Source organism: Streptomyces chryseus (assembly GCF_014650755.1).
In the GTDB taxonomy this organism is placed as follows: domain Bacteria; phylum Actinomycetota; class Actinomycetes; order Streptomycetales; family Streptomycetaceae; genus Streptomyces; species Streptomyces chryseus.
Genome location: NZ_BMVO01000050.1, coordinates 1 through 17,971, shown reverse-complemented (window position 1 = coordinate 17,971; position 17,971 = coordinate 1). Strand labels below are relative to the sequence as shown.

22 protein-coding genes are annotated in these 17,971 nt (G+C 70.2%); 3 read left to right on the top strand and 19 right to left on the bottom strand.

Translation table 11 applies throughout. From position 1 onward, the window contains the following. Positions 1–415 precede the first annotated feature (415 nt). The 4 genes from IE185_RS32400 to IE185_RS32385 all read right to left on the bottom strand — a co-directional run bounded on the left by IE185_RS32400 (position 416) and on the right by IE185_RS32385 (position 3,023). Positions 416–919 (bottom strand): FBP domain-containing protein, encoded by a 504-nt coding sequence (locus tag IE185_RS32400; protein WP_138898542.1) that lies wholly within the window; start codon positions 917–919, stop codon positions 416–418. Positions 920–990: 71 nt separating this feature from the next. Further along, entirely contained in the window at positions 991–1,509 is a 519-nt protein-coding gene (locus IE185_RS32395; RefSeq protein WP_211362613.1) for a dihydrofolate reductase family protein, read from the bottom strand. Between the two features lie 148 nt (positions 1,510–1,657). Then, complete coding sequence (locus IE185_RS32390; protein WP_138898543.1) at positions 1,658–2,443, bottom strand: SGNH/GDSL hydrolase family protein; 786 nt, start codon at positions 2,441–2,443, stop codon at positions 1,658–1,660. Next, positions 2,430–3,023: a PadR family transcriptional regulator gene (locus IE185_RS32385; protein WP_138898544.1), complete on the bottom strand. Its 594-nt coding sequence runs from the start codon at positions 3,021–3,023 to the stop codon at positions 2,430–2,432. Before IE185_RS32385 ends, IE185_RS32390 begins: the two co-directional genes overlap by 14 nt. 90 nt (positions 3,024–3,113) lie before the next feature. Here IE185_RS32385 and IE185_RS32380 point away from each other — a divergent pair, with 90 nt between their 5' ends. Next, positions 3,114–3,548, top strand: a complete 435-nt coding sequence (locus IE185_RS32380; protein ID WP_138898545.1) for a nuclear transport factor 2 family protein — start codon at positions 3,114–3,116, stop codon at positions 3,546–3,548. A gap of 6 nt (positions 3,549–3,554) precedes the next feature. Here IE185_RS32380 and IE185_RS32375 read toward each other — a convergent pair whose 3' ends face one another. Together IE185_RS32375 and IE185_RS32370 are read right to left on the bottom strand one after the other, a co-directional pair. Then, positions 3,555–4,223: a permease prefix domain 1-containing protein gene (locus IE185_RS32375; protein ID WP_138898546.1), complete on the bottom strand. Its 669-nt coding sequence runs from the start codon at positions 4,221–4,223 to the stop codon at positions 3,555–3,557. Further along, the gene (locus IE185_RS32370; protein WP_138898547.1) at positions 4,220–4,561 is read right to left on the bottom strand and encodes a PadR family transcriptional regulator; all 342 of its coding nucleotides are present in this window, start codon (positions 4,559–4,561) and stop codon (positions 4,220–4,222) included. The genes IE185_RS32375 and IE185_RS32370 overlap by 4 nt, the downstream gene beginning before the upstream one ends. Before the next feature lie 83 nt (positions 4,562–4,644). Between IE185_RS32370 and IE185_RS32365 the strand changes: the two genes are divergently transcribed. Both IE185_RS32365 and IE185_RS32360 read left to right on the top strand, forming a co-directional pair. Next, complete coding sequence (locus tag IE185_RS32365; protein WP_189716519.1) at positions 4,645–5,181, top strand: hypothetical protein; 537 nt, start codon at positions 4,645–4,647, stop codon at positions 5,179–5,181. Between the two features lie 4 nt (positions 5,182–5,185). Then, on the top strand, positions 5,186–5,446 hold the full coding sequence (locus tag IE185_RS32360) for a hypothetical protein (RefSeq protein ID WP_138898740.1): 261 nt from the start codon (positions 5,186–5,188) through the stop codon (positions 5,444–5,446). Positions 5,447–5,491: 45 nt separating this feature from the next. On the opposite strand, the gene IE185_RS32355 is transcribed toward IE185_RS32360, so the two are convergent. The 13 genes from IE185_RS32355 to IE185_RS32295 all read right to left on the bottom strand — a co-directional run bounded on the left by IE185_RS32355 (position 5,492) and on the right by IE185_RS32295 (position 17,692). Beyond that, positions 5,492–6,148, bottom strand: coding sequence for an OmpA family protein (locus IE185_RS32355; RefSeq protein ID WP_138898741.1), 657 nt, complete (start codon positions 6,146–6,148; stop codon positions 5,492–5,494). Between the two features lie 4 nt (positions 6,149–6,152). Beyond that, a complete protein-coding gene (locus IE185_RS32350; RefSeq protein WP_138898742.1) occupies positions 6,153–6,749 on the bottom strand; it encodes a hypothetical protein in 597 nt (198 codons plus the stop codon). A gap of 25 nt (positions 6,750–6,774) precedes the next feature. Continuing rightward, a complete protein-coding gene (locus tag IE185_RS32345; RefSeq protein ID WP_138898743.1) occupies positions 6,775–7,377 on the bottom strand; it encodes a pilus assembly protein TadG-related protein in 603 nt (200 codons plus the stop codon). Beyond that, entirely contained in the window at positions 7,377–7,613 is a 237-nt protein-coding gene (locus IE185_RS32340) for a hypothetical protein (RefSeq protein ID WP_138898744.1), read from the bottom strand. The genes IE185_RS32345 and IE185_RS32340 overlap by 1 nt, the downstream gene beginning before the upstream one ends. Positions 7,614–7,807: 194 nt before the next feature. Next, positions 7,808–8,881 (bottom strand): response regulator transcription factor, encoded by a 1,074-nt coding sequence (locus IE185_RS32335; protein WP_189716517.1) that lies wholly within the window; start codon positions 8,879–8,881, stop codon positions 7,808–7,810. A 102-nt stretch (positions 8,882–8,983) separates the two neighbouring features. Next, complete coding sequence (locus IE185_RS32330) at positions 8,984–10,459, bottom strand: sensor histidine kinase (protein ID WP_189716515.1); 1,476 nt, start codon at positions 10,457–10,459, stop codon at positions 8,984–8,986. 5 nt (positions 10,460–10,464) lie between these two features. Further along, a complete protein-coding gene (locus IE185_RS32325) occupies positions 10,465–11,352 on the bottom strand; it encodes a DUF5936 domain-containing protein (RefSeq protein ID WP_189716513.1) in 888 nt (295 codons plus the stop codon). 56 nt (positions 11,353–11,408) lie between these two features. Next, positions 11,409–12,344 carry a type II secretion system F family protein gene (locus IE185_RS32320; protein ID WP_138897300.1) on the bottom strand — a complete coding sequence of 312 codons (936 nt, stop codon included), beginning with the start codon at positions 12,342–12,344 and terminating at the stop codon, positions 11,409–11,411. Positions 12,345–12,351: 7 nt separating this feature from the next. Then, positions 12,352–13,707, bottom strand: coding sequence for a TadA family conjugal transfer-associated ATPase (locus tag IE185_RS32315; protein ID WP_138897299.1), 1,356 nt, complete (start codon positions 13,705–13,707; stop codon positions 12,352–12,354). Between the two features lie 134 nt (positions 13,708–13,841). Further along, positions 13,842–14,237 carry a TadE/TadG family type IV pilus assembly protein gene (locus tag IE185_RS32310; RefSeq protein WP_138897298.1) on the bottom strand — a complete coding sequence of 132 codons (396 nt, stop codon included), beginning with the start codon at positions 14,235–14,237 and terminating at the stop codon, positions 13,842–13,844. Further along, positions 14,234–15,862 (bottom strand): CpaE/TadZ family protein, encoded by a 1,629-nt coding sequence (locus IE185_RS32305; RefSeq protein ID WP_138897297.1) that lies wholly within the window; start codon positions 15,860–15,862, stop codon positions 14,234–14,236. Before IE185_RS32305 ends, IE185_RS32310 begins: the two co-directional genes overlap by 4 nt. A gap of 10 nt (positions 15,863–15,872) precedes the next feature. Continuing rightward, positions 15,873–16,580 carry a Flp pilus assembly protein CpaB gene (gene cpaB, locus IE185_RS32300; protein WP_138897296.1) on the bottom strand — a complete coding sequence of 236 codons (708 nt, stop codon included), beginning with the start codon at positions 16,578–16,580 and terminating at the stop codon, positions 15,873–15,875. 107 nt (positions 16,581–16,687) lie between these two features. After that, entirely contained in the window at positions 16,688–17,692 is a 1,005-nt protein-coding gene (locus IE185_RS32295; protein ID WP_189716511.1) for a hypothetical protein, read from the bottom strand. Between the last annotated feature and the right edge of the window lie 279 nt (positions 17,693–17,971).

Genomic DNA, 17,971 nt, shown 5'->3' with positions numbered 1-17,971 from the left:
CGGGCCAGCTCAGTGGCTGTCGGGTGTGTGGGTGGGGCGCGGCAGCTTCCGGGGGTGGTGCGGCCCCAGTCTCAGCGGGTGCGGCGACGGTTGTTGGTGCGACACCACACTCGCGCCCCACTTGAGCATCCGGTCGGCGGGGCGGCCGGGCCCGCGTGCGTGCGAGGCGGGTGGTGGGTGGTGGGTGGTGAACCGAAACTGTCAGATGACGGGGAGCGGTGTCCTATTTGCGCGGCTACTACCTATTCGAGTGGTGTGGGGAGACGCGTTGTGTGGGGTTGGGGGCGGAGCGGCGGTACGTCGAGGGGCATGTCGGCCGTCGGCCGCGACGCGGCGCCCGAGGGCGACCTTCGCGTACGGTCGGCCAGCCCCGCTCTCGGCCGGCTTGTGGCGGAGCTTGCCGAGCAGGGCGGGCTCAGGCTTCGGTCACCTTGGATACGAAGGCGTCCAGATTGCCCGACATACGGGCCAGACGCTCGTCCAGCGTCAGGGACTCCTCGTACCGTCCGGTGCGCAGCTTCGGTTGCCGCTTGCCTCGCACATAGAGGGGGCAGGCGAGGTCCGCGCAGACGTAGATGCCGACCGTGTTGCCCTCGCGGCCCCGTGCGCCCGCCAAGGGGGCGACGAGCAGGGTGACCCCGGAAGACGCGTGACCCGTCAGGCAGACCTGGCACAGGCTGGACTTCACCGCACTGGTGCGGCTCACGGAGGGGACCCGCAGCGAGATCCCGACAGGGCCGTCGGCTCGTGGCAGGACGAGGTGGGCCCGTAGCGGGGCTCCCGGGTCCACCCAGCCGATGAAGTCCAGGTCCTCCCAGGGCAGTTCGGCGAAGTCGAGCGGCAGTCGCAGGCGCGCCGCCTCGCCCTTGGTGCAGTTCACGAAGGACGAGCGGATCTGTTTGTCGGTGAGGGGGTCCACGGGCGTCGACCCTACGGTCGCGCCCACCGGCCCGCATCTCAATATCCGGAGGTGGGGGCCCTGCGCGGCGGTCAGGCGCGCTTCGGTTCGAAGTGCAGCGCCGTGATGCCGCAGTCGAACGGCCGGGCCGTTACGAGGCGGAGTCGCTGGTAGCGGCCGAGGTCGCCGAACACGGGCATTCCGGCTCCGATGGCGGTCGGGTTGACGAAGAGGTGGAGTTCGTCGAGGAGCCCCTCGGTGATCAGGCTCGCCACGAGCGTGCCGCCCCCGTACGCGATCATGTCGCCGCCCGGCCGGGCCTTCAGGTGGTTCACTGTCGCGGCGAGATCGTCGCCGACCACGGCGTTCTCCCAGGGCGACTCGGTGAGCGTGCGGGTGATGACGACCTTGGGCGTGTTGTTCATCTTGTCGATGGACGCCTGGTCCTCCCCCTCGGGACCGGCCGCCCAGGTCGGGATGAACCCCTCGGCCAGCCTGCGGCCGAGGACGATGCAGTCGACCGGGTCGGTGAGCGCGTCGATGTGGGCGTTGATGTCGTCCGTCCACGGGAACGTCAGCCAGTCCATCTCGCCGTTCGGGCCGCCATGCACCCGTCGACGGTGGTCTGGACCTGAAGCTTGAACTTGCGCATGCGTGCTTCCTTTCGGGGCGGCGGCGCCCGCCGGGCTCAGATCGCCCAGTCTTCCCGGCAGCCGTCGTGTCCGGCCGGGACATCGGCCGGCGACACCACCGATGGCGTCACGCGGGCGGGCGCACCGCCAGCAGTCGCGGCCGCTTCGCCTCGCGGCCGTCGCCGGAGGAGCGGCCGCGCAGGCGTCGCCCCAGCCAGGGGCCGAGGTGGGCGGCCAGCCAGTGGAGCTCGGCCCGCGCCGCCTGCCGGCCGGTGGCCGCCGGCAGCGCGGGCAGCGGGTCCGCCCAGGTTCCGTCGACGGCTGGCAGTCGTACGGCGTGGGCCGCGGCGGCCGCGAACCGTTCGTGGCCGAGCGGGCTCAGGTGGAGCCGGTCCGCGGTCCAGAAGCGCGGGTCGGCGGCGAAGGCGTGCTCGGCGATCTCCACGACCACGGCGTCGTGCCGGGCGGCAGCCGCGCGAATGCCCGCGTTGAGCGCGTGCACGCGCTCACGCAGGGGCCGGGCGAGCGGCACGACCCGCGTGATGTCGGGAAAGGTGACCGTCACGACGCGGGCCCCGGAGTCGGTCAGGGCGGCGAACATCGCCTCCAGGTGACCCACCACCCGGGCGACGTCGAACGAGGGCCGCATCAGGTCGTTCACCCCCGCGACAACCGTCGCGAAGTCGGGCCGCAGCGCCAGGGCCGGTGCCAGCTGCTCGGCGCGGACCTGACCGGCCAGGCGTCCCCGTACGGCCAGATTGGCGTACTGGAGACGGGGGTTGGCGGCTGCGAGGTGTTCGGCGAGGCGGTCCGCCCAGCCCCGCAGGCCGGTGGTGTCGTCGCCGTCGCCGAGCCCTTCGGTCTGGCTGTCCCCCAGGGCGACGTAACGCCCGTACGGCTCATCGCGCTTCATCGGTTCGCCTCTCGCGCAGTACGGCCGCCACGCGCAGCCCCCAGTCCCGGTTCTCCCGCTCCAGCGCCAGGCCGCGCAGGCACGTCAGGTACGGGCCGATCGGCTCGCCCCGGCGCAGGAACTCCTCCTCGTCGAGCTCGCCGCGCATCTTGCGGAGCACTTTGCCGAAGAGCTCGATCTTGGCCTCGGCCAGCGCCGCCCGCTCCTCCAGCTGCTCGATCACCGGGGCCGTGTCGACGCTGTCGGCGGCCTGGACCTTGACCATGAGGTCGTCGCGGATGAACGAGGCCTTCGGCGTCGCGGCGGCGAAGGCTTCGAACTCGGCGAGACCGGCCTGCGTGACGCGGAACATGCGCTTGTTGGGCCGCGTCTCCTGCACGACGTGTCGGCCGGCGACCAGGCCCTCCTTCTCCAGCCTGGCCAGTTCGGCGTACAGCTGCTGGGGCAGGGCGTGCCAGAAGTTCGCGACGCCGATGTCGAACGCCTTGGCCAACTGGTAGCCGCTGTACTCGCCGCTGCCGTCACCGTCGCTGCCGTCGCCTGCCAGCAGCGCGGCCAGGACCGCGTGTCGCAAGGCCATCGATGCGGCCCCTTCCTTTTCGTCGCGCCTGACCGCATCATCATAGTCAAGAAACTGAGTAATCAGAAAGATGACTATGGAGGCCGCCCCATGAGCACCGACACCGCCGCCCGCTTCCGCGCCGCCGTCGAGAAGGAGGACGTCGCCGCGCTGGAGGGGCTGTTCACGGAGGACGTCTGCCTCTACAGCCCGGTGAAGTTCCAGCCGTTCGAGGGCAAACCGATGGTGATGGGGCTGTTCGGCGTCCTGCTGCGGACCTTCGAGGACTTCCGCTACGTCGGTGCGTACGAGGGCGCGGCCGAGACGAGCGCGGACGGGGAGGAGGCACCCTCGGCGGTCCTGATCTTCCGTACCGTCGTCAACGGCAAGGAGATCCACGGCATGGACCTGCTCCACTTCGACGACCAGGGCCTGATCAAGGAGTTCACGGTGATGGTCCGCCCGCAGTCGGCGGTGCAGGCCCTGGGAGAGGCGGTACTGGCGGGCCTGGTGGCCGACGGTCTCGCACCCGCACCGCCCTCATAGCCCGCTTTACGCCGTCGACCTCGCGCACTGACGGCAGGCGCGGGCGGAGGCCGCCACTACGGCGTGCGACACGGCGGCGAGGGAGCCCGCGAGCGCGATCAGCGGCCAGTTCGTGGCCAGGAGCGCGGCGACGGTGAGGGCCAGGGCGGCGACCGCCATGGCCACGCTGGCCGTCGTACCGGCCCATGCGACCGCGAGGGGCAGGCGGTGCGGCGTCGGAATGCGGCGCGCGAGGGTGCCGGTGGCCGCCGTCATGGCGGCGGCCAGCAGCGCGGCCGCGCCCGCGACCCCGGCCAGATGAACCGCGAGCTGCTGGGCCGCGCGCGGCAGCAGCCAGTCCTGGCCGGGGTTCGCGCTCCACAGCAGGTACCAGCAGGCGATCAGGAACGGGGCGGCCAGCCCGACGGCCCGGGCGGTGTGCCGGGCCTGGGCGACGGCCAGTTCCCGCTGGCAGCTCGGCGCGATCTCTGCGGGGCTTCCGAACTCCAGCACCGCCTGCCGGGCCGCCTCGTCACGGGGCATGCCCTCATCGGCGTACGCCGTCACCGTCTCCGCGAGGCCGTCGCGCACCTCTTCGACCAGCCGGGCCTTGTCCCGGGCCGGACCGTACAAGGCACCCGCCAGGGTCGCGGCGTACTCCTCGACGGGGTCGGCCCTCCCCCCTGCGGTGTTCACGTGGCGGGGCGAGGCGGGGCCGCCGGGTTCAGGACCGAGCCGATCGCCGTCGTGAACTCGTCCCACGCCGTCCGCTCGCCGGCCAGGCTGCCCCGGCCCGCCTCGGTGAGCGCGTAGCAGCGCCGTCGCCGTTCGCCGACGGACTCCCACGTGCTGCTCAGCAGCCCGAGCCGCTCCAGCCGGTTCAGCGCCGGATAGATCGTCCCCGTGCGCAGGTCGAGCGCGCCGCCTGAGCGCTGCTGGACGGCGGCGATGATCGCGTACCCGTGCAGCGGCCCCGGTTCGAGCACGGCCAGCAGCAGTCCGTCCAGGTGTCCTCGTACCGCGTCTACCCTCATGAGTAGGCAGCCTACACAAGGGGCCAGTAGGCGTGGTACCTATTGGCAGCCAACATATAGCCGTACGGCCCGAGGAGTCCGCAGTGACGAAGCTGCTGCTGTCCATACATGTGCTCGCGGCGATTCTGGCGATCGGACCGATCGCCGTGGCCGCGTCACTCTTCCCCCGGTACGCCCGCTTCCCTGGGGACGGTGTGGAGCTGGGCGGCGGGGAGGTGAGGGGGCGGGAGTCGGACGGCGGGGAGCTGGGCGGCGGGGGCTCGGGCGGGCGGGCCCCCGGGATCGCCGCTCTGCTGCACCGGGTCTGCCGCGTCTACGCCGTCGCCGCCGGCATCGCCGTTCCGGTCTTCGGGATCGCCACCGGCGCCCAGCTCGGCGTGCTCACCGACGCGTGGCTGACGGTCTCGCTCGCCCTGACGGCGATCGCCGCGGCCCTGCTGGCGCTCGCGATCCTGCCCCGGCAAAAGCGGCTGCTGACCTCGCTCCAGGACGCCCGCGACCAGGGACCGCACGACGCCACGGCGTCCCGGCTGGCCATGCTCACCGGCGTCTTCAACCTCCTGTGGGCGGCCGTCGTCGTCCTCATGATCGTTCGCCCCGGCTCGACGACGGGAGCATGACGTCGTGCGTACTCTGCGGATCGCGGCCGGTGTCGAAGCCGCGTCGCTGGTTGCCCTGCTGGGCAACCTGCTCACCACGCACACCCCGGCGGTCAGTGCCCTCGTCGGCCCGCTCCACGGCACCGCCTACCTCGTCGTCATCGCGACCGCCTGGCCGGTCCCGGCCGCCGCCCCGTCGGGTGCCAGGTGGCTCGCCGTCATCCCCGGAGTGGGCGGCCTGCTGGCCCTGCGCCGGATCCGCGACCGCCCGCTCGGCGGGAGCTGAGTCGGTGGCGGTCCCGGGCGGCGACTACACGCCGACCGGGACCCCTCAGTTCTCGGAGGCGGACGCCGGAGCGTCACCGCGCGGGAAGGAGACCTCTACGCGTCGGTTCTTCTTGCGGCCTTCTTCCGAGTCGTTGTCGGCGATCGGGTAGTCCTCGCTGTACCCGCGGATCTCGAACGTGACGGACGAGTCCAGGGACTTGTTCAGCTCCTGCTGCACGGCGTCCGCCCGCTTCTTGGACAGCACCTTGCCGTGCTCGTACGAGCCGAGGTCGTCGGTGAAGCCGAAGACCCGGATCTTGGTGGCCTTCTGGGCGAGGATCTCGTCGGCGATGGCCTTGATCCGGGACGCGGCCTCCGCGTTGAGCTTCGCGCTGTCCTTGCCGAACAGCACCTCGGCCTGAAGGGCGAACTTCACGTCCGAGTTGGTGTCCTCACGCCGCTCCTCACCACCGAGGTCCTCGACGACGGACTTGATGTCGATGACGCGGGCGGGGGCGAGGGTGGCCCCGTCGCCCAGCTTTAGTCCCGGCGAGTTGGAGTCGACAGTGGGGGGCGGGGACGTGGTGGTGCTGCCGGGCGGAGCGCTGGGCGAGGGGTCGGCGTGCGCATGCGTCACGGTCAGGCCGGTAACGAGCGATGCCGTCAGAAGGGTGACCGCGGCGAGATGCGCTGGGCGGCTTCGCAAGGTGGCGGCAGACATGGAGTCACTCACCGTCGGAGATCTCGATAGTCGCCACCGGCATATCGGCGATCTGAAAGTCCACCTTGGCGGTCTCTGCCGGCGGAGCGGGGAACTGGGCGAACCAAGTCTGTTCCTCCTCGGCTCTGAACGCACCGCTGAACTGAGTGCAGAGGCAGCGCCCATCAGTGTCGCGCAGAATCAGGTACTTCTTCTTCCCTGAGCGGTCCACAAGAGAGGCACCTGCCATTGACGCGGAGTTTCCGGACAACTCCTTCTCCTGCCCTCTCCAAGGAGTCGGGTTCCAACTCCCGCCCTTTCCGTTCTTCACCTTGCCACTAACAGTGAGAAAACCACCTTCGTCCCGTACAGCGGTGTTGATCGTAAGGGTGGTGTTATCAGCACCTCCCCTTACTTCAGCCAAGACCTGTTCTTCCGGCGCTTCGGGTTCCTCGTCCTTCGGTTTGTCCTCCGCCTCGCCCTCGGTCGGGCTGGAGGATGAGACAGCATCAGGCTTCTTACCGCCGTCCCCGCCACAACCAGCCACAGTAAGAACCAAGCCAGTAGCGACCACTACTGCGGTCAATGCCCTCCGGGCCTTCATGGTCTGCCGCACATTCATCAGCAACTCTTCCTTGTCTTTACATTCACTCGGCCAAGTGGACAGAGAACAGGTCGTTCGGATAGGGCAAGTCGGCTTCGACGATGTCCTTGGGGTCGATCTCCCAGCGCACACCGCCCTCGCACTCAATCTCGATCAGCTTCGACGGATCACTACCTGACCTGATCTGGCAGCGAGGCTCGATCACTGCTGTGGCATTGGCCCTGGCATGGTTGTTCTCCGTACCGGGAATGATCGAGTCGCCCACGCTGTAGTTCGTCCGAATCTCAGCCGAGAAGGCGGGGTAGCCGTCGATGAGGGTCGGGGATACATTCAGCAGCGTCGAGTCGTTCTCGCCTGCCAGCCGCGTCGCAGCAGCTTCCCCGCTCCCCACTGCTCCCCTGCCATCGAGCCAATCGATCAGCCTCTCCGGCGAGCTGAGGTCGCGGATGAAGCCGTCGGTCAATTCATCCCGCACCTCTTGAGCAGCAGCAAGCGCGGCTGCATCGGCGGCAGACTGGCCACTGTTGCGGGCCGCAGCTGCCTGAGCGAAGGCAAAGTAGGCAAACGCAAGAAAGAGCAGACCCCCCACCACCACGACGTACATGGGAAGGGTCTGCCCTCGGTCCTGCCGAAGTGAAGCAACCATCAGCCGCCGGTGATGTCGTCCACGGCGTCGCTGATCGCTTCCGAGATCGTCTGGTCCAGATCCAGTTCCCGCACCGCCACCACGATCAGCGCGATCACGACCACCAGGCCCGCGTACTCCACCACGCTCGCGCCCTCGTCCGCTCGCTTCTGCATGCGGGTGACGACCGTGTTGCGCCAGCTGTTGATCGCGAGCTGGGCCTTCGTGGCGGTCTTGAGCGTGAGGTTCTTCGACATGGGGTGCCCCTCCGAGTTGGGTCGACGCGTGCGTCTCGCCAGTACCGGCTTCCTCCCGGCCGGTGCCGTCGTCGACACGAGCAACGTACGTCGTGGCGGGGGGCCCGCCGGAGGGTCCGTGGGCCCAACCCTGGGCCCAAAAGGCGTCTTGGGCCTGCGGGGCAGACACGGTCGCCGTCGCTGTCCTCACGCGCTCAGCCATGACTGGTCGCCCCCCTCGCCGATCCCAGCCACAGCGCGATCGCCTCGCTCCTGCTCGCGCTGTGGAGTTTCGCGAAGATGCGGTTGATGTGGTTCTTCACCGTCTTCTCGCTGATGAAGCAGGTGGCGGCGATCTGCTGGTTGCTCATGCCGGACGCGATCAGGTCCATGACCTCCACCTCCCTCGCACTCAGTCCGAAGTCCTGTACGTTCCGCGCCCGCTGGGCCTGCTGTCGATCCGTTGAATACTGTGCCATGTCAGATTGCAGGTGCGAAGTACTTTCGCTCAGTCGCCCCGAATTTGAGACATCTGGCCCAGCATTGGCCTGCCGCCCGGTGTGTGCAGTCGCATCGTGCGCCGCCGCGTGGACAGGGATCCGGCTCGCGCCCGTGTACGGGCGGCCGGTCGCGTAGACCCCGCCGAGCCCCTCCGGGAGCTCCGGCCCGCCGTCGGCAGGGCCGGCGCCGTCGCCGCGCATGTGGGCCAGCAGCGCGTCCTGGGCCGAGGGCGAGAAGTGGGCGCGGCCCGCCTTGATGTCCCGTACGGCGGCCACCAGCTGCTCCGCGCTGAACTCGCCGTGCACCAGGTAGCCGCCCGCGCCGAGCCGCAGCGCCTCCCGCACGATCTCGCTCTCGCGGCTGTAGGTCAGCATCATCACCGGCGCCACCCGTACCAGGTACGGCAGCGCCGAGATGCCGTCGACGCCCGGCATCCGCACGTCCAGCAGCACCACGTCCGGCCGGTGGTGCTGGGCCGCGGCGAGCGCCTCGCGGCCGTCGGTCGCCTCCGCGACGACTTCCACGTCGTCGCGGCCGCCGAGCAGGACGGTGAGGCCGGCCCGTACGACCGGGTTGTCGTCGGCGACGACCACGCGCAGGAGGGGCGGCGGGCCGAAAGGGTCGGGGGAAGGATCGGGGAATGCCGCCGCCGGCGGGGGAACGCGGACCCCGGTGGGGGTGTGCTCCGAGCGGGGCTCGATCGTGTGCGACGACGTGTGCTGGGACACGTGGGACGGCGACGACACGGACGGGCGGGGCCCGGAGCTGTACGAGCTTTCGTCCGGCATGGTGCGGCCTCCTCTCGGGAGAGTGACGGGGGACGGTGAGCGGTGGGTCAGTGCGTCAGGGGCCAGTGGGTCAGTGGGCGAGCAAGGCGACGGGGCAGTGGGTCAGTTCGACAGCCTCATGGGGGGCGGGAGCGGTGGCAGTGCGGGCAGCGGTGAGAGGGGGTGCGGGCCGGCCGGTGCCAGGGCCGCTGTCGGTAGTTCCAGCCGTACCTCGGTGCCGCCCGCGCTGCGGCCCCGTCCGATGCTGATGCGGGCGCCGATGCCGGCCGCCCGCTCGACCATCCCCACCAGTCCGAAGTGGCCGGCCTTGCGCAGGTCGTCGAGGGTGATGCCGGCGGGCAGGCCCTGGCCGTCGTCGAGGACGCTGATGCGGAGTAATCCGCCGGAGAGGCCGAACTCCACCGTCACGCGGGACGCGTGGGCGTGCCGGTGGCTGTTCTCCATGGCCTCCGTGGCGATCGTCAGGAGGTGACGGGCGATCGCGTGGGGGACGGTCGTCACAGGGGAGGCCGGTGCGGGAACGGACGCGGAAGGGTGCTGGGCAGGCGACCCTCCCACCACCCGGAAGTCCGTCCCCATGCCGGTCCGTCGCCCGAAGTCCGCCACGCGGGCCGCCAGTTCTTCCGCGACCACCACTCCCCCGGTGTCGTAGTCCGCCTGCCGGCGCAGGTCGGACAGGATCTCGCGGGACTCCGCCGCCGCCCGCCGTGCCGAGCGGGCGACCATGCCCGCCTGGTGCTTGACCGTCAGTGGATCCATCCGGTCGGCGGACTGGGCCAGTCCCTCGGCGGCCATCGCGACACCATGCAGGGTCTTGGCGACCGAGTCGTGCATCTCGCGGGCCAGGCGTGCCCGCTCGCCCTCCACCGCGTCCGTGACCGCGAGCCGGGCGTTCGCCTCGGAAAGGGCCTGCGTCGCCGCCCCGAACCGGAACATCAGATTGCGCAGGGTCACGCCGATGATTCCCGCCGCCACGCAGAAGCCGCTTATCAGCAGCGTGCTGGCGGGACTCGCCATCCGTTCCGACCAGGCCGTGTACGCCGCCGCGAGGAGCAGGATCTGGATCGCGGTGAAGATGCCCGCGCCCCGCCAGCCGTACAGCAGGCCCGCGAGGAGCGGCGTGCACACCGTGGCGTAACCGAGGGCCGAGTCGGGTGAGGCGGTCAGCAGCAGGACCGAGCCGAAGAGCACGTCCACGCCCATCAGCGTGCGGTACTTGATGAGCAGCGGGCCGAAGACCTCCCAGTCCCGCAGCATCGCGTACGAGCCTACGAAGCTGAACACCACGGCCCCGCCGACCAGCCAGCCGCCGAACTGCCCACCGGCCCTGGCGAGCGCGAAGGGCGCGCCGAGCGCGATCATCGCGAGGCGGAAGCCGAAGACCTGGCGGCACAGCGCCTGGAGGGCGTTGATCTGGATCGGGATGCTCGGTGCGGGTACGTCGTCGGCGAGCGCGGAGGCGGGGGCCGCCTCCGGGACGTTCACGCCGCCGTGCAGTGCCGTCGTACCGCCGCCGGACTGCGTGCGGAGCCCACGCCGGAGCCCGGGCCCGAGCCGGATCGTGGGGAGCGACACCATGGCCGTCAGCCGCCGAAGACCGAGCCGAAGTCGGTCTCCGACCCCAGGAACATGTTGGTGACGATGAGGAGCAGCGTCGCCGGGACCATGAAGGCGAGCGTGACGACCGTCGTCTTGGGGATCGCCTTGGCCGCGCGGCGGCGCGAGTTCTGCGCGTCGGTGCGGCGCATGTCGTTGGCGATCTGGATGAGGGTGTCGGCGATCGGCGCGCCGAGTTCCTCGCCCTGCTGGAGCGCCGTCACGAACTGCGAGACCTGCTCGGACTCGTTGCGTCTGCGCAGTTCGTCGAAGGCCTGGCGGCGGCTGACGCCCATGTCCATCTGGCGCAGGGTGATGCGCACCTCGTCGGCCCAGGGGCCTTCGTACTTCTCCGAGACGCGGTCCAGCGCCTGCCGGAAGCCGAGGCCGGCGCTGACGACGACGGCCAGTACGTCGAGGAAGTCGGGCAGGGTCCGCTCGATGACGTCCTTGCGTTCGCGGATGGCCTGCCAGATGGTGACGTCGGCCGCGAACCACCCGTAGGCGATGCAGAAGACGCCGAAGAGCGGGAGGTCCTTCATCAGCAGGACGAGTGCGGAGAAGCCTCCGAACAGGCCGTACACGGCGCGGCGGGCGGCGTACCGGTCGACGGTGAGGCCGCCGGGGTTGCCCGCCGTGTCGATCTTGCGGCGCTTCTTGTCGACCCGCCGGCCGCCCATGACGCGCAGTACGGCCGGGGCGAAACGCATGCCGAGGCGGTCGACCGCAGACTCGGTGCCCGAGACGCGCGAGGCGCCGATCTCCAGGGCGACGGCCAGGTCGCCGGGGATCTTGGCTTCGGCGCGGTACATCCTGATGCCCTGGAACGCGCCCGCGACGCTCAGTCCGACCACCAGCGCGAGAAGCAGTGCCATGCCGGATATCTCCTGTTTCAGCTCGTACGGGCGATTCGGGTGGGGCGGCGGGCGGGTCAGACGTCGATCTTGCCGAGGCGGCGCATCACTATGAAGCCGAGCGCGTAGAGCCCTATGGCCACGATCACGATGATCTGGCCGACGGGGCTGCCGGTCATGCGGGCCATGGAGCCGGGTGTCACGGAGTTCAGCATGATCATCGCGCCGAGGCCGAGGAGCGGGATCGTGTACGCGGTGGCGTTGACCTCGGCGAGCATCGTGCGGACCTCGCGCCGCGTCTCCTTGCGCTCCTCCAGCGTCTCGGTGAGGTTGCGCAGCGATCCGACGACCGTGCCGCCGGCCCGGTTGGACAGCACCAGGGTCGTGACCAGGACGACGAGTTCGCGCGACGGCAGGCGCTCGGCCAGCTCCCCCAGGGCGTCGTCGATGGACCGGCCGACGGCGAGCTGGTTGGCCACGCCGGCCAGTTCCTCGCCCGCCGGCGCCTCCAGCTCCTCGGCCGCCATGCTCAGCGCCGTCCGCAGGGCCAGTCCGGCGGCGGTGGCGTTGGCGAGTATCCGGGACAGGTCGGGGAGCTGGTTGATGAACGCTTCGATCCGCTTCTGCCGCTGCCAGTTGAGGAACGCACTGGCTCCCCCGAGGGCGACCAGACCGGCGACGGGGCCGAAGAAGGGCGCCAGTACCGACGAGGCGATCAGCCAGAGCGCCGCCACGCCGACGACCACGTACACGAAGAACTCGCCCGCCGTCAGGTCGAGTCCGGTGGCCGACAGGCGTACGTGGATCCTCCTGCCCAGGGCGGTCTTCCGCAGTCGGCGGTCGATGCCCGTGAAGCGCCGCTGCCGGCCCGCCGGGTGCGGTCCGGTGATGGCCAGGCGGTCGACGAGGGCGGCACGCTGGGCCTTGCCCGAGACGTACGTGTGCAGCCCGGCGATGCCGAGAGCGCCGCAGAGCAGCGTGCTGCCGATCGCCAGCATTGCGGGATTGTTCATCGCGTACCTACTGGGCCTCTCGTACGTAGAGCGGATTGAGCGGATCGAGCGGATCACCGAGGTCCGCCACGCCGAACGCGGGCGGGATCGGCTCGTTCGCCAGGTGGAGCCGGTCCGCGATGCGGCGCGGCAGCCCGAGGTGTTCGAACCGGCCGTGGACGACGCGGTCCGCGCTCATCGGCTGGGCGCGGAAGCGCGAGACGGTGGCGATCTGAAACCGCTCGCGGCCGTGGGACACCAGGATCGCGATCTCGCTGATCCTGCGGGAACCGTCGGCCATGCGGGCGAGCTGCACGATGACGTCGATGGCACTGTTGATCTGGTCCCGCAGCGCCTCGAAGGGGATCTCGACCTCCGACATCGAGCCGAGCGTCTGCAGACGCATCAGCGCGTCCTCGGCGCTGTTGGCGTGAACGGTGGCGAGCGAACCGTCGTGGCCGGTCGACATGGCTTGGAGCATGTCGAGCGTCTCCCCGCCGCGCACCTCACCGACGATGATGCGGTCGGGGCGCATGCGCAGGGAGTTGCGTACGAGATCGCGGATCGTGATCTGGCCCTTGCCCTCGACGTTGGGCGGCCGGGTCTCCAGGCGGATGACGTGTGCCTGCTGGAGCTGGAGCTCGGCGGCGTCCTCGACGGTGATGATGCGCTCGTGGTCGGGGATGAGACCGGAGAGAGCGTTGAGGAGCGTCGTCTTCCCGGAGCCCGTACCGCCGGACACGATGACGTTGAACCGGGCCCGTACGAGAGCCGACAGCAGCATCAGCATCTGCTCGTCGAGCGTGCCGAGGCCGATCAGCTCCTGGAGCCGGTACGCACGGGGGAAGCGGCGGATCGTGAGCGTGGGGCCGGTGAGGGACAGCGGCGGGATGATGACGTTGACGCGCTCGCCGGACGGGAGGCGGGCGTCGACCATCGGGTTCGACTCGTCGACGCGGCGGTTGACGGTCGAGACGATGCGCTCGATGGTCTGCATCAGCTGCTCGTTGGACGCGAAGCGCATGGGGAGCTGCTCGACCCGGCCGGCCCGCTCGACGAAGATCGAGTCGGGTCCGTTCACCATGATCTCGGTGATGGACGCGTCTTCGAGGAGCGGTTCGAGTACGCCGAGCCCGAGCGCCTCGTCGACGACCCGGCGGATGAGCTGGGAGCGCTCGGCGGTGGAGAGTACGGGCCCCTCGCGGCTGATGATGTGGGCGAGGACGCGCTCCAGCCGGGCCCGCCGCTCGGCCGCCGCGAGCGAGGACATCTCCGCGAGGTCGATCTCCTCGAGCAGTTTGGTCCGGTAGGTGGCGACCAGGTGGCCGTCCTCCCGCCCTCCCGCGTGCTCGTCAGGGGCGGTGATGCGTGCCCGCAGACTCATGTGCGTCACTCCTCGCTGGTGCGGATCGCTCGTGCGGATCGCTCGTGCGGATCGCTCGTGCGGATCGCTCGTGCGGATCGCTCGTGCGGATCGCTCGTGCGGTGCGTGCGTGGGGCCTTTCGTCGGGGCGGGGGTTATCGCTCCTCCTGGTCGGGGGGCATCGTCACGGCCTCGACGGCATGACCGAAATCGGGGATACCCGGCACGACGGAGGGAATCGGCACCCTCGCCGTCGCGGTGATATTGCCGCTGAACGTGATGACTGTCTCGCCGGCCAGCCAGTCACTCATGGCCGCCTTGCCCGTGGCCTCGCCCTGGCCCCGGAGCTCCTCCTGCGCCTCCGTACGAGCCGCCGCCCGCGCCGCGGTGCCCGCCTGGGAGGCGGCGTAACCGATGATGCCGAGCTGGATTCCGGCCATGGCGACGATCAGGAGGATGGGCAGGAAGCCGGCGAACTCCAGGATGGCGGCGCCCCGGTCGCGGTCGCGACCGGTCGTCCCGCGTCCGATCCGACGGCGTAAGAGCTTCATGGGCCGTCCCCCTCCAAGGCAGCGCCAGCGTTGCCGTCCACGTCCCACGGGAAGTTGCCGGCCCCGGGGAAGAGGATCGGAGTGCTGAGTTCGACGCGTGCCTTCCACAGGTTGCCCTCCGGGTTGCACTCGACTCCGGCTCCGTCCTGCCACGACGACGGCAGGTGCTTCTCGGCCGCCGTCTGGCAGGCCGCCTGCCCGCTCTCACCCCGTGTGGCCGCCGCCGTGGCCGCTCGCGCGCCCTCGTCCGCCGCGTTGCCCGCCAGCGAGAACGTGTAGCCGAACAGGACCGCCTGCCACATCGCGACCATCACGAAGATGATCAGAGGCGCCATGCCGGCCAGCTCGACCGTGACGGCCCCGCGGTCGCGGTCCTTGCCGCGCCCCCGGAACCCGATCGCCCCCCGGTCGCTCCGCAGCAGCTTCCCGCCGCCCTTGGCGCCGGTGCCCGCCGCCGGCTTCACCAGTCCCAGTTCGCCGGCGAGGGACCACAGTGCCTGCCTGACCGCGCCGCGGCTGTCGAGGTCCTGCATGCGGCCCGCGTCCGTCGCCACCTGGAGTTCCTTGAAGTTGGCGGGGATCGCGGCGCGTGCGACCTTCGTCCCCGTGATCCGCTCGACCAGCGGCGGCTGGATCTCCGTGTTGCGGTTGTGGCGGTTGACGACGGTGGTCGTCTCCTCCGCCTTGCGGATCTGCAGGCGGTCCCACATCCGGACCATGCGCTTGGCGGCCCGTACCGCCACCACGTCCGGTGTGACCACGAGCAGCGCCTGGTCGGCCATCTCGACGGCGGCCGCGTTGGCGCTGTTCATCTGCGTGCCGCAGTCCACCACGACGACGTCGTAGCGGTTGCGCAGGGCGCTCACCACCTGCCGCGCCACCCGGTCGGTGACCTCCTCGCCCCGTTCGCCCTCGGCCGGTGCGAGCACCAGGCTGATGCCCGTGGGGTGGGAGAAGACGGCGTCCTGGAGTACGCGCGGCGAGATGTCGGCGATGCCGGCCAGGTCGACGATCGAGCGGCGGAACTGCACGTCCAGGTACGACGCCACGTCCCCCGACTGGAGGTCGAGGTCGACGAGTGCGACCGTACGCCCCGACGCCTTCGCCGCGAGGGCGAGCTGCACGGCGACGACCGTCGCCCCGGTGCCGCCCTTCGCGCCCGTCACCGTCACCACCGTGCCGCCGGGCCCGGTGAAGACGTCCGGCCCGGTGCCCAGGTGGCGTCGTACGCCGGTGGACCAGGAGGCGGCACCCTGCACGCGGGCGGCCAGTTCCTCGTAACCGAGCGGTAGTCCGACCAGCCCGCGCGCGCCGCTGTCCATGGCGGCCGTGAAGAGCGCGGGCCCGGTGTCCCCGGTGACGAGGACGACGCCGACGGCCGGGAAGCGGAGCGCGACCTCCCGGATCAGTTCCAGGGCGGGCACGGGCCCGATGCGCTCGTGGACGAGCACCACCTCGGGCAGTTCGTCGAGCGATTCGCCCGCGAGCCGCGCGAGGGTGTCGAGGAGCGACGTCGAGTCGATGACGGGTGCGGCGGGTTCCGCGTCGGGGAGCTGGCTGAGGAGGGTGGTGATGGCGCGGGCGGCATCAGGGTCGCCGACCGCCGGGAGGATACGAGTCGTCATACGCCGGTCCTCACTTGTCCCCGTCGAGGGTGTACTCACGGTCGCGCGGCGAGATGGTCGTGTCGCTGCCGTCGGCCACGAGAGCCAGGCGCACATGCTCGGCGAAGGACTCCGCGTACGCCACGCGCTGGGCATCGAGCGTGTTCAGGGCGAACGTGATCGGTACGGCGTCCTTGGCACGGCGGCTGCGGTCGTTGTTGCCTGGCTCCAGGGCCGTGATCTTGCCTACGTCGAGCACGCGGGCACCGGAGACGATGACCTGGGACTTGTCCGGCTGCCCCTCGTCCTCGCCCTCGAACGTGGCGAAGATGTTCACGCGCGAACCTGGGTTGATCTTGCCCGCGACGCCGGTGGCGGCATCGATCATGATGGCGATCTCCTGCTCGCCCGAGCCGAGTTCGGGCTTCTTCACGATCATGTCGCTCTGGAGGAGTGAGCCCTTCTGGAGCTGGGTCACCGCGATCTTGCCGCGCACCTCCGCGATGTCGGTCACGGCATTGGCGGAAAGCCACCGCTTCGGCATCGAGATTCTCTCGAACTGGCCGAAGTCGAGCTGTTTGTACGGCGCCACGTCGCTCTTGAGCCGGTACGCCGAGACTTCCGGTCCCACCTTGGAGTTCACATCGCTGATCACCGAAAGCACGCCGGCGAACGCCCCGAAGGCGCAGAGGACCGACAGGAGCAGCAGAATGACGCCGCGGCGCTGACGAGAGTTCATGAAGTAGGGCTACCTCGATCAGGAACGTCGGATCAGGATCAGATCAGGATCAACGGACTTGCGTGGAACAGTTGTGCTGCCTGAGGAATATCGTGCCCCGCGCGACGCTACGGCGACCCCTGGTTCAGGACACCGCCCGCTCGGGATTGGTTCTCGGGCGGGGTGAGGGGGGCCGAGCAGAAACCGCAGCGGTCGCCGATGAGTTCGACGCCGCACCAGTGGCACTTCTCGCGCCGCACGGAGGCGACCAGCTGGTAGAGCACGGAGATGTCCGGCAGATAGGCGGCGAACTCGATCATCTTCGCCGTACCCCACCAGCGCGGGGAGTCGGCGGGCAGTGCGGACTCGTGCACGCCGGAGACCTGCCAGGCGGGGGCGAGGGTTCCGGTGACCCAGTCGGAGGCGAGGGTGCCCTTGGCGACGAGCAGCTGGGTGGCGAACTCGGGTCCGGCGAGGCCGGCGCGGGCGCTGGGGTCGGGGACGGAGAGGTCGGTGGAGGGGGAAGTGGAGGTGGAGCTGGAGGCGGAGCTGGAAGTGGAGGTGGAGGCGGTACGGGAGCGGTGGCCGGCGCCTTGGCCGGGGCGGGATGGGGCGGTGCCGCTGCTGGTGATCTTGACCAACTGCGGGTTGGGGTTGGCCAGTACGCCGAACTGGGTGCCCGGCATCCAGGACTTCGCGTGCGACTTGAGGCTGACGGGCACGCGGTCGAGCTTGGTGACGGAGTTGAGGAGCGCGCCGGCGTAGATGTAGTGCGAGAGGAGCCGGGCGGCCGAGGCGACGACGCCCGGGCTGAAGTCGCAGATGGATAACTGGCGCAGCTGACGCACGAGTACGGCGATGCCGAGCGGTGGCAGGTCGAGCTTCAGCAGGGCGAGCCGGTCGGTCTCCAGCATCGAGCGGAGGGTGTGGAGGCGGCGCTCGTGGGCGACGGGGACGGAGGCCGGGTAGACGGCGACGACGTACCCGTACCGTTCGAGCATCACGTGCATGTCGACAAGAGCGGCTTCGAGCGGCTGCTCGTCCGGCGCGTGGAGCAGGGCGGCGGTCGGGGTCTGCTGATCGGTGGGCGGCAACACCAAGTCGGCGCTGGTGACTGCGATCGCGGTCGGCACGTTGGTTTCCCCGTTCACTCCGTACGCCGCTGACCCCGGCGTCCGCAGATCGATGCTGCTCCGTCGTGCTGCATCAGCACTTTATCCACGGCCAACGTGGCGGAGAACACTTTTCCTTTTTCTCATACGGGGTCGAAGGGGCAGACACAGCGGACCGGGACAGGTGGGTTGAGCGGGGGTGATGTGGCTGGCAACCACGGGTTGCTTCTGGGGGGTGTGGCTGGGGGCGTACCACTGGTTGTTCGGCGGGGTGGTTCTCGGGCCGTCCCTGGCGCTTCA

What these genes read in the sequence shown, in the direction of transcription:
- IE185_RS32390 (WP_138898543.1), bottom strand. Translation starts at nt 2,443, where the DNA reads ATGAAGCGCGATGAGCCGTACGGGCGTTACGTCGCCCTGGGGGACAGC.
- IE185_RS32385 (WP_138898544.1), bottom strand. Translation starts at nt 3,023, where the DNA reads ATGGCCTTGCGACACGCGGTCCTGGCCGCGCTGCTGGCAGGCGACGGC.
- IE185_RS32380 (WP_138898545.1), top strand. Translation starts at nt 3,114, where the DNA reads ATGAGCACCGACACCGCCGCCCGCTTCCGCGCCGCCGTCGAGAAGGAG.
- IE185_RS32370 (WP_138898547.1), bottom strand. Translation starts at nt 4,561, where the DNA reads ATGAGGGTAGACGCGGTACGAGGACACCTGGACGGACTGCTGCTGGCC.
- IE185_RS32355 (WP_138898741.1), bottom strand. Translation starts at nt 6,148, where the DNA reads ATGTCTGCCGCCACCTTGCGAAGCCGCCCAGCGCATCTCGCCGCGGTC.
- IE185_RS32350 (WP_138898742.1), bottom strand. Translation starts at nt 6,749, where the DNA reads ATGAATGTGCGGCAGACCATGAAGGCCCGGAGGGCATTGACCGCAGTA.
- IE185_RS32345 (WP_138898743.1), bottom strand. Translation starts at nt 7,377, where the DNA reads ATGGTTGCTTCACTTCGGCAGGACCGAGGGCAGACCCTTCCCATGTAC.
- IE185_RS32340 (WP_138898744.1), bottom strand. Translation starts at nt 7,613, where the DNA reads ATGTCGAAGAACCTCACGCTCAAGACCGCCACGAAGGCCCAGCTCGCG.
- IE185_RS32335 (WP_189716517.1), bottom strand. Translation starts at nt 8,881, where the DNA reads ATGCCGGACGAAAGCTCGTACAGCTCCGGGCCCCGCCCGTCCGTGTCG.
- IE185_RS32330 (WP_189716515.1), bottom strand. Translation starts at nt 10,459, where the DNA reads ATGGTGTCGCTCCCCACGATCCGGCTCGGGCCCGGGCTCCGGCGTGGG.
- IE185_RS32325 (WP_189716513.1), bottom strand. Translation starts at nt 11,352, where the DNA reads ATGGCACTGCTTCTCGCGCTGGTGGTCGGACTGAGCGTCGCGGGCGCG.
- IE185_RS32320 (WP_138897300.1), bottom strand. Translation starts at nt 12,344, where the DNA reads ATGAACAATCCCGCAATGCTGGCGATCGGCAGCACGCTGCTCTGCGGC.
- IE185_RS32315 (WP_138897299.1), bottom strand. Translation starts at nt 13,707, where the DNA reads ATGAGTCTGCGGGCACGCATCACCGCCCCTGACGAGCACGCGGGAGGG.
- IE185_RS32310 (WP_138897298.1), bottom strand. Translation starts at nt 14,237, where the DNA reads ATGAAGCTCTTACGCCGTCGGATCGGACGCGGGACGACCGGTCGCGAC.
- IE185_RS32305 (WP_138897297.1), bottom strand. Translation starts at nt 15,862, where the DNA reads ATGACGACTCGTATCCTCCCGGCGGTCGGCGACCCTGATGCCGCCCGC.
- cpaB (WP_138897296.1), bottom strand. Translation starts at nt 16,580, where the DNA reads ATGAACTCTCGTCAGCGCCGCGGCGTCATTCTGCTGCTCCTGTCGGTC.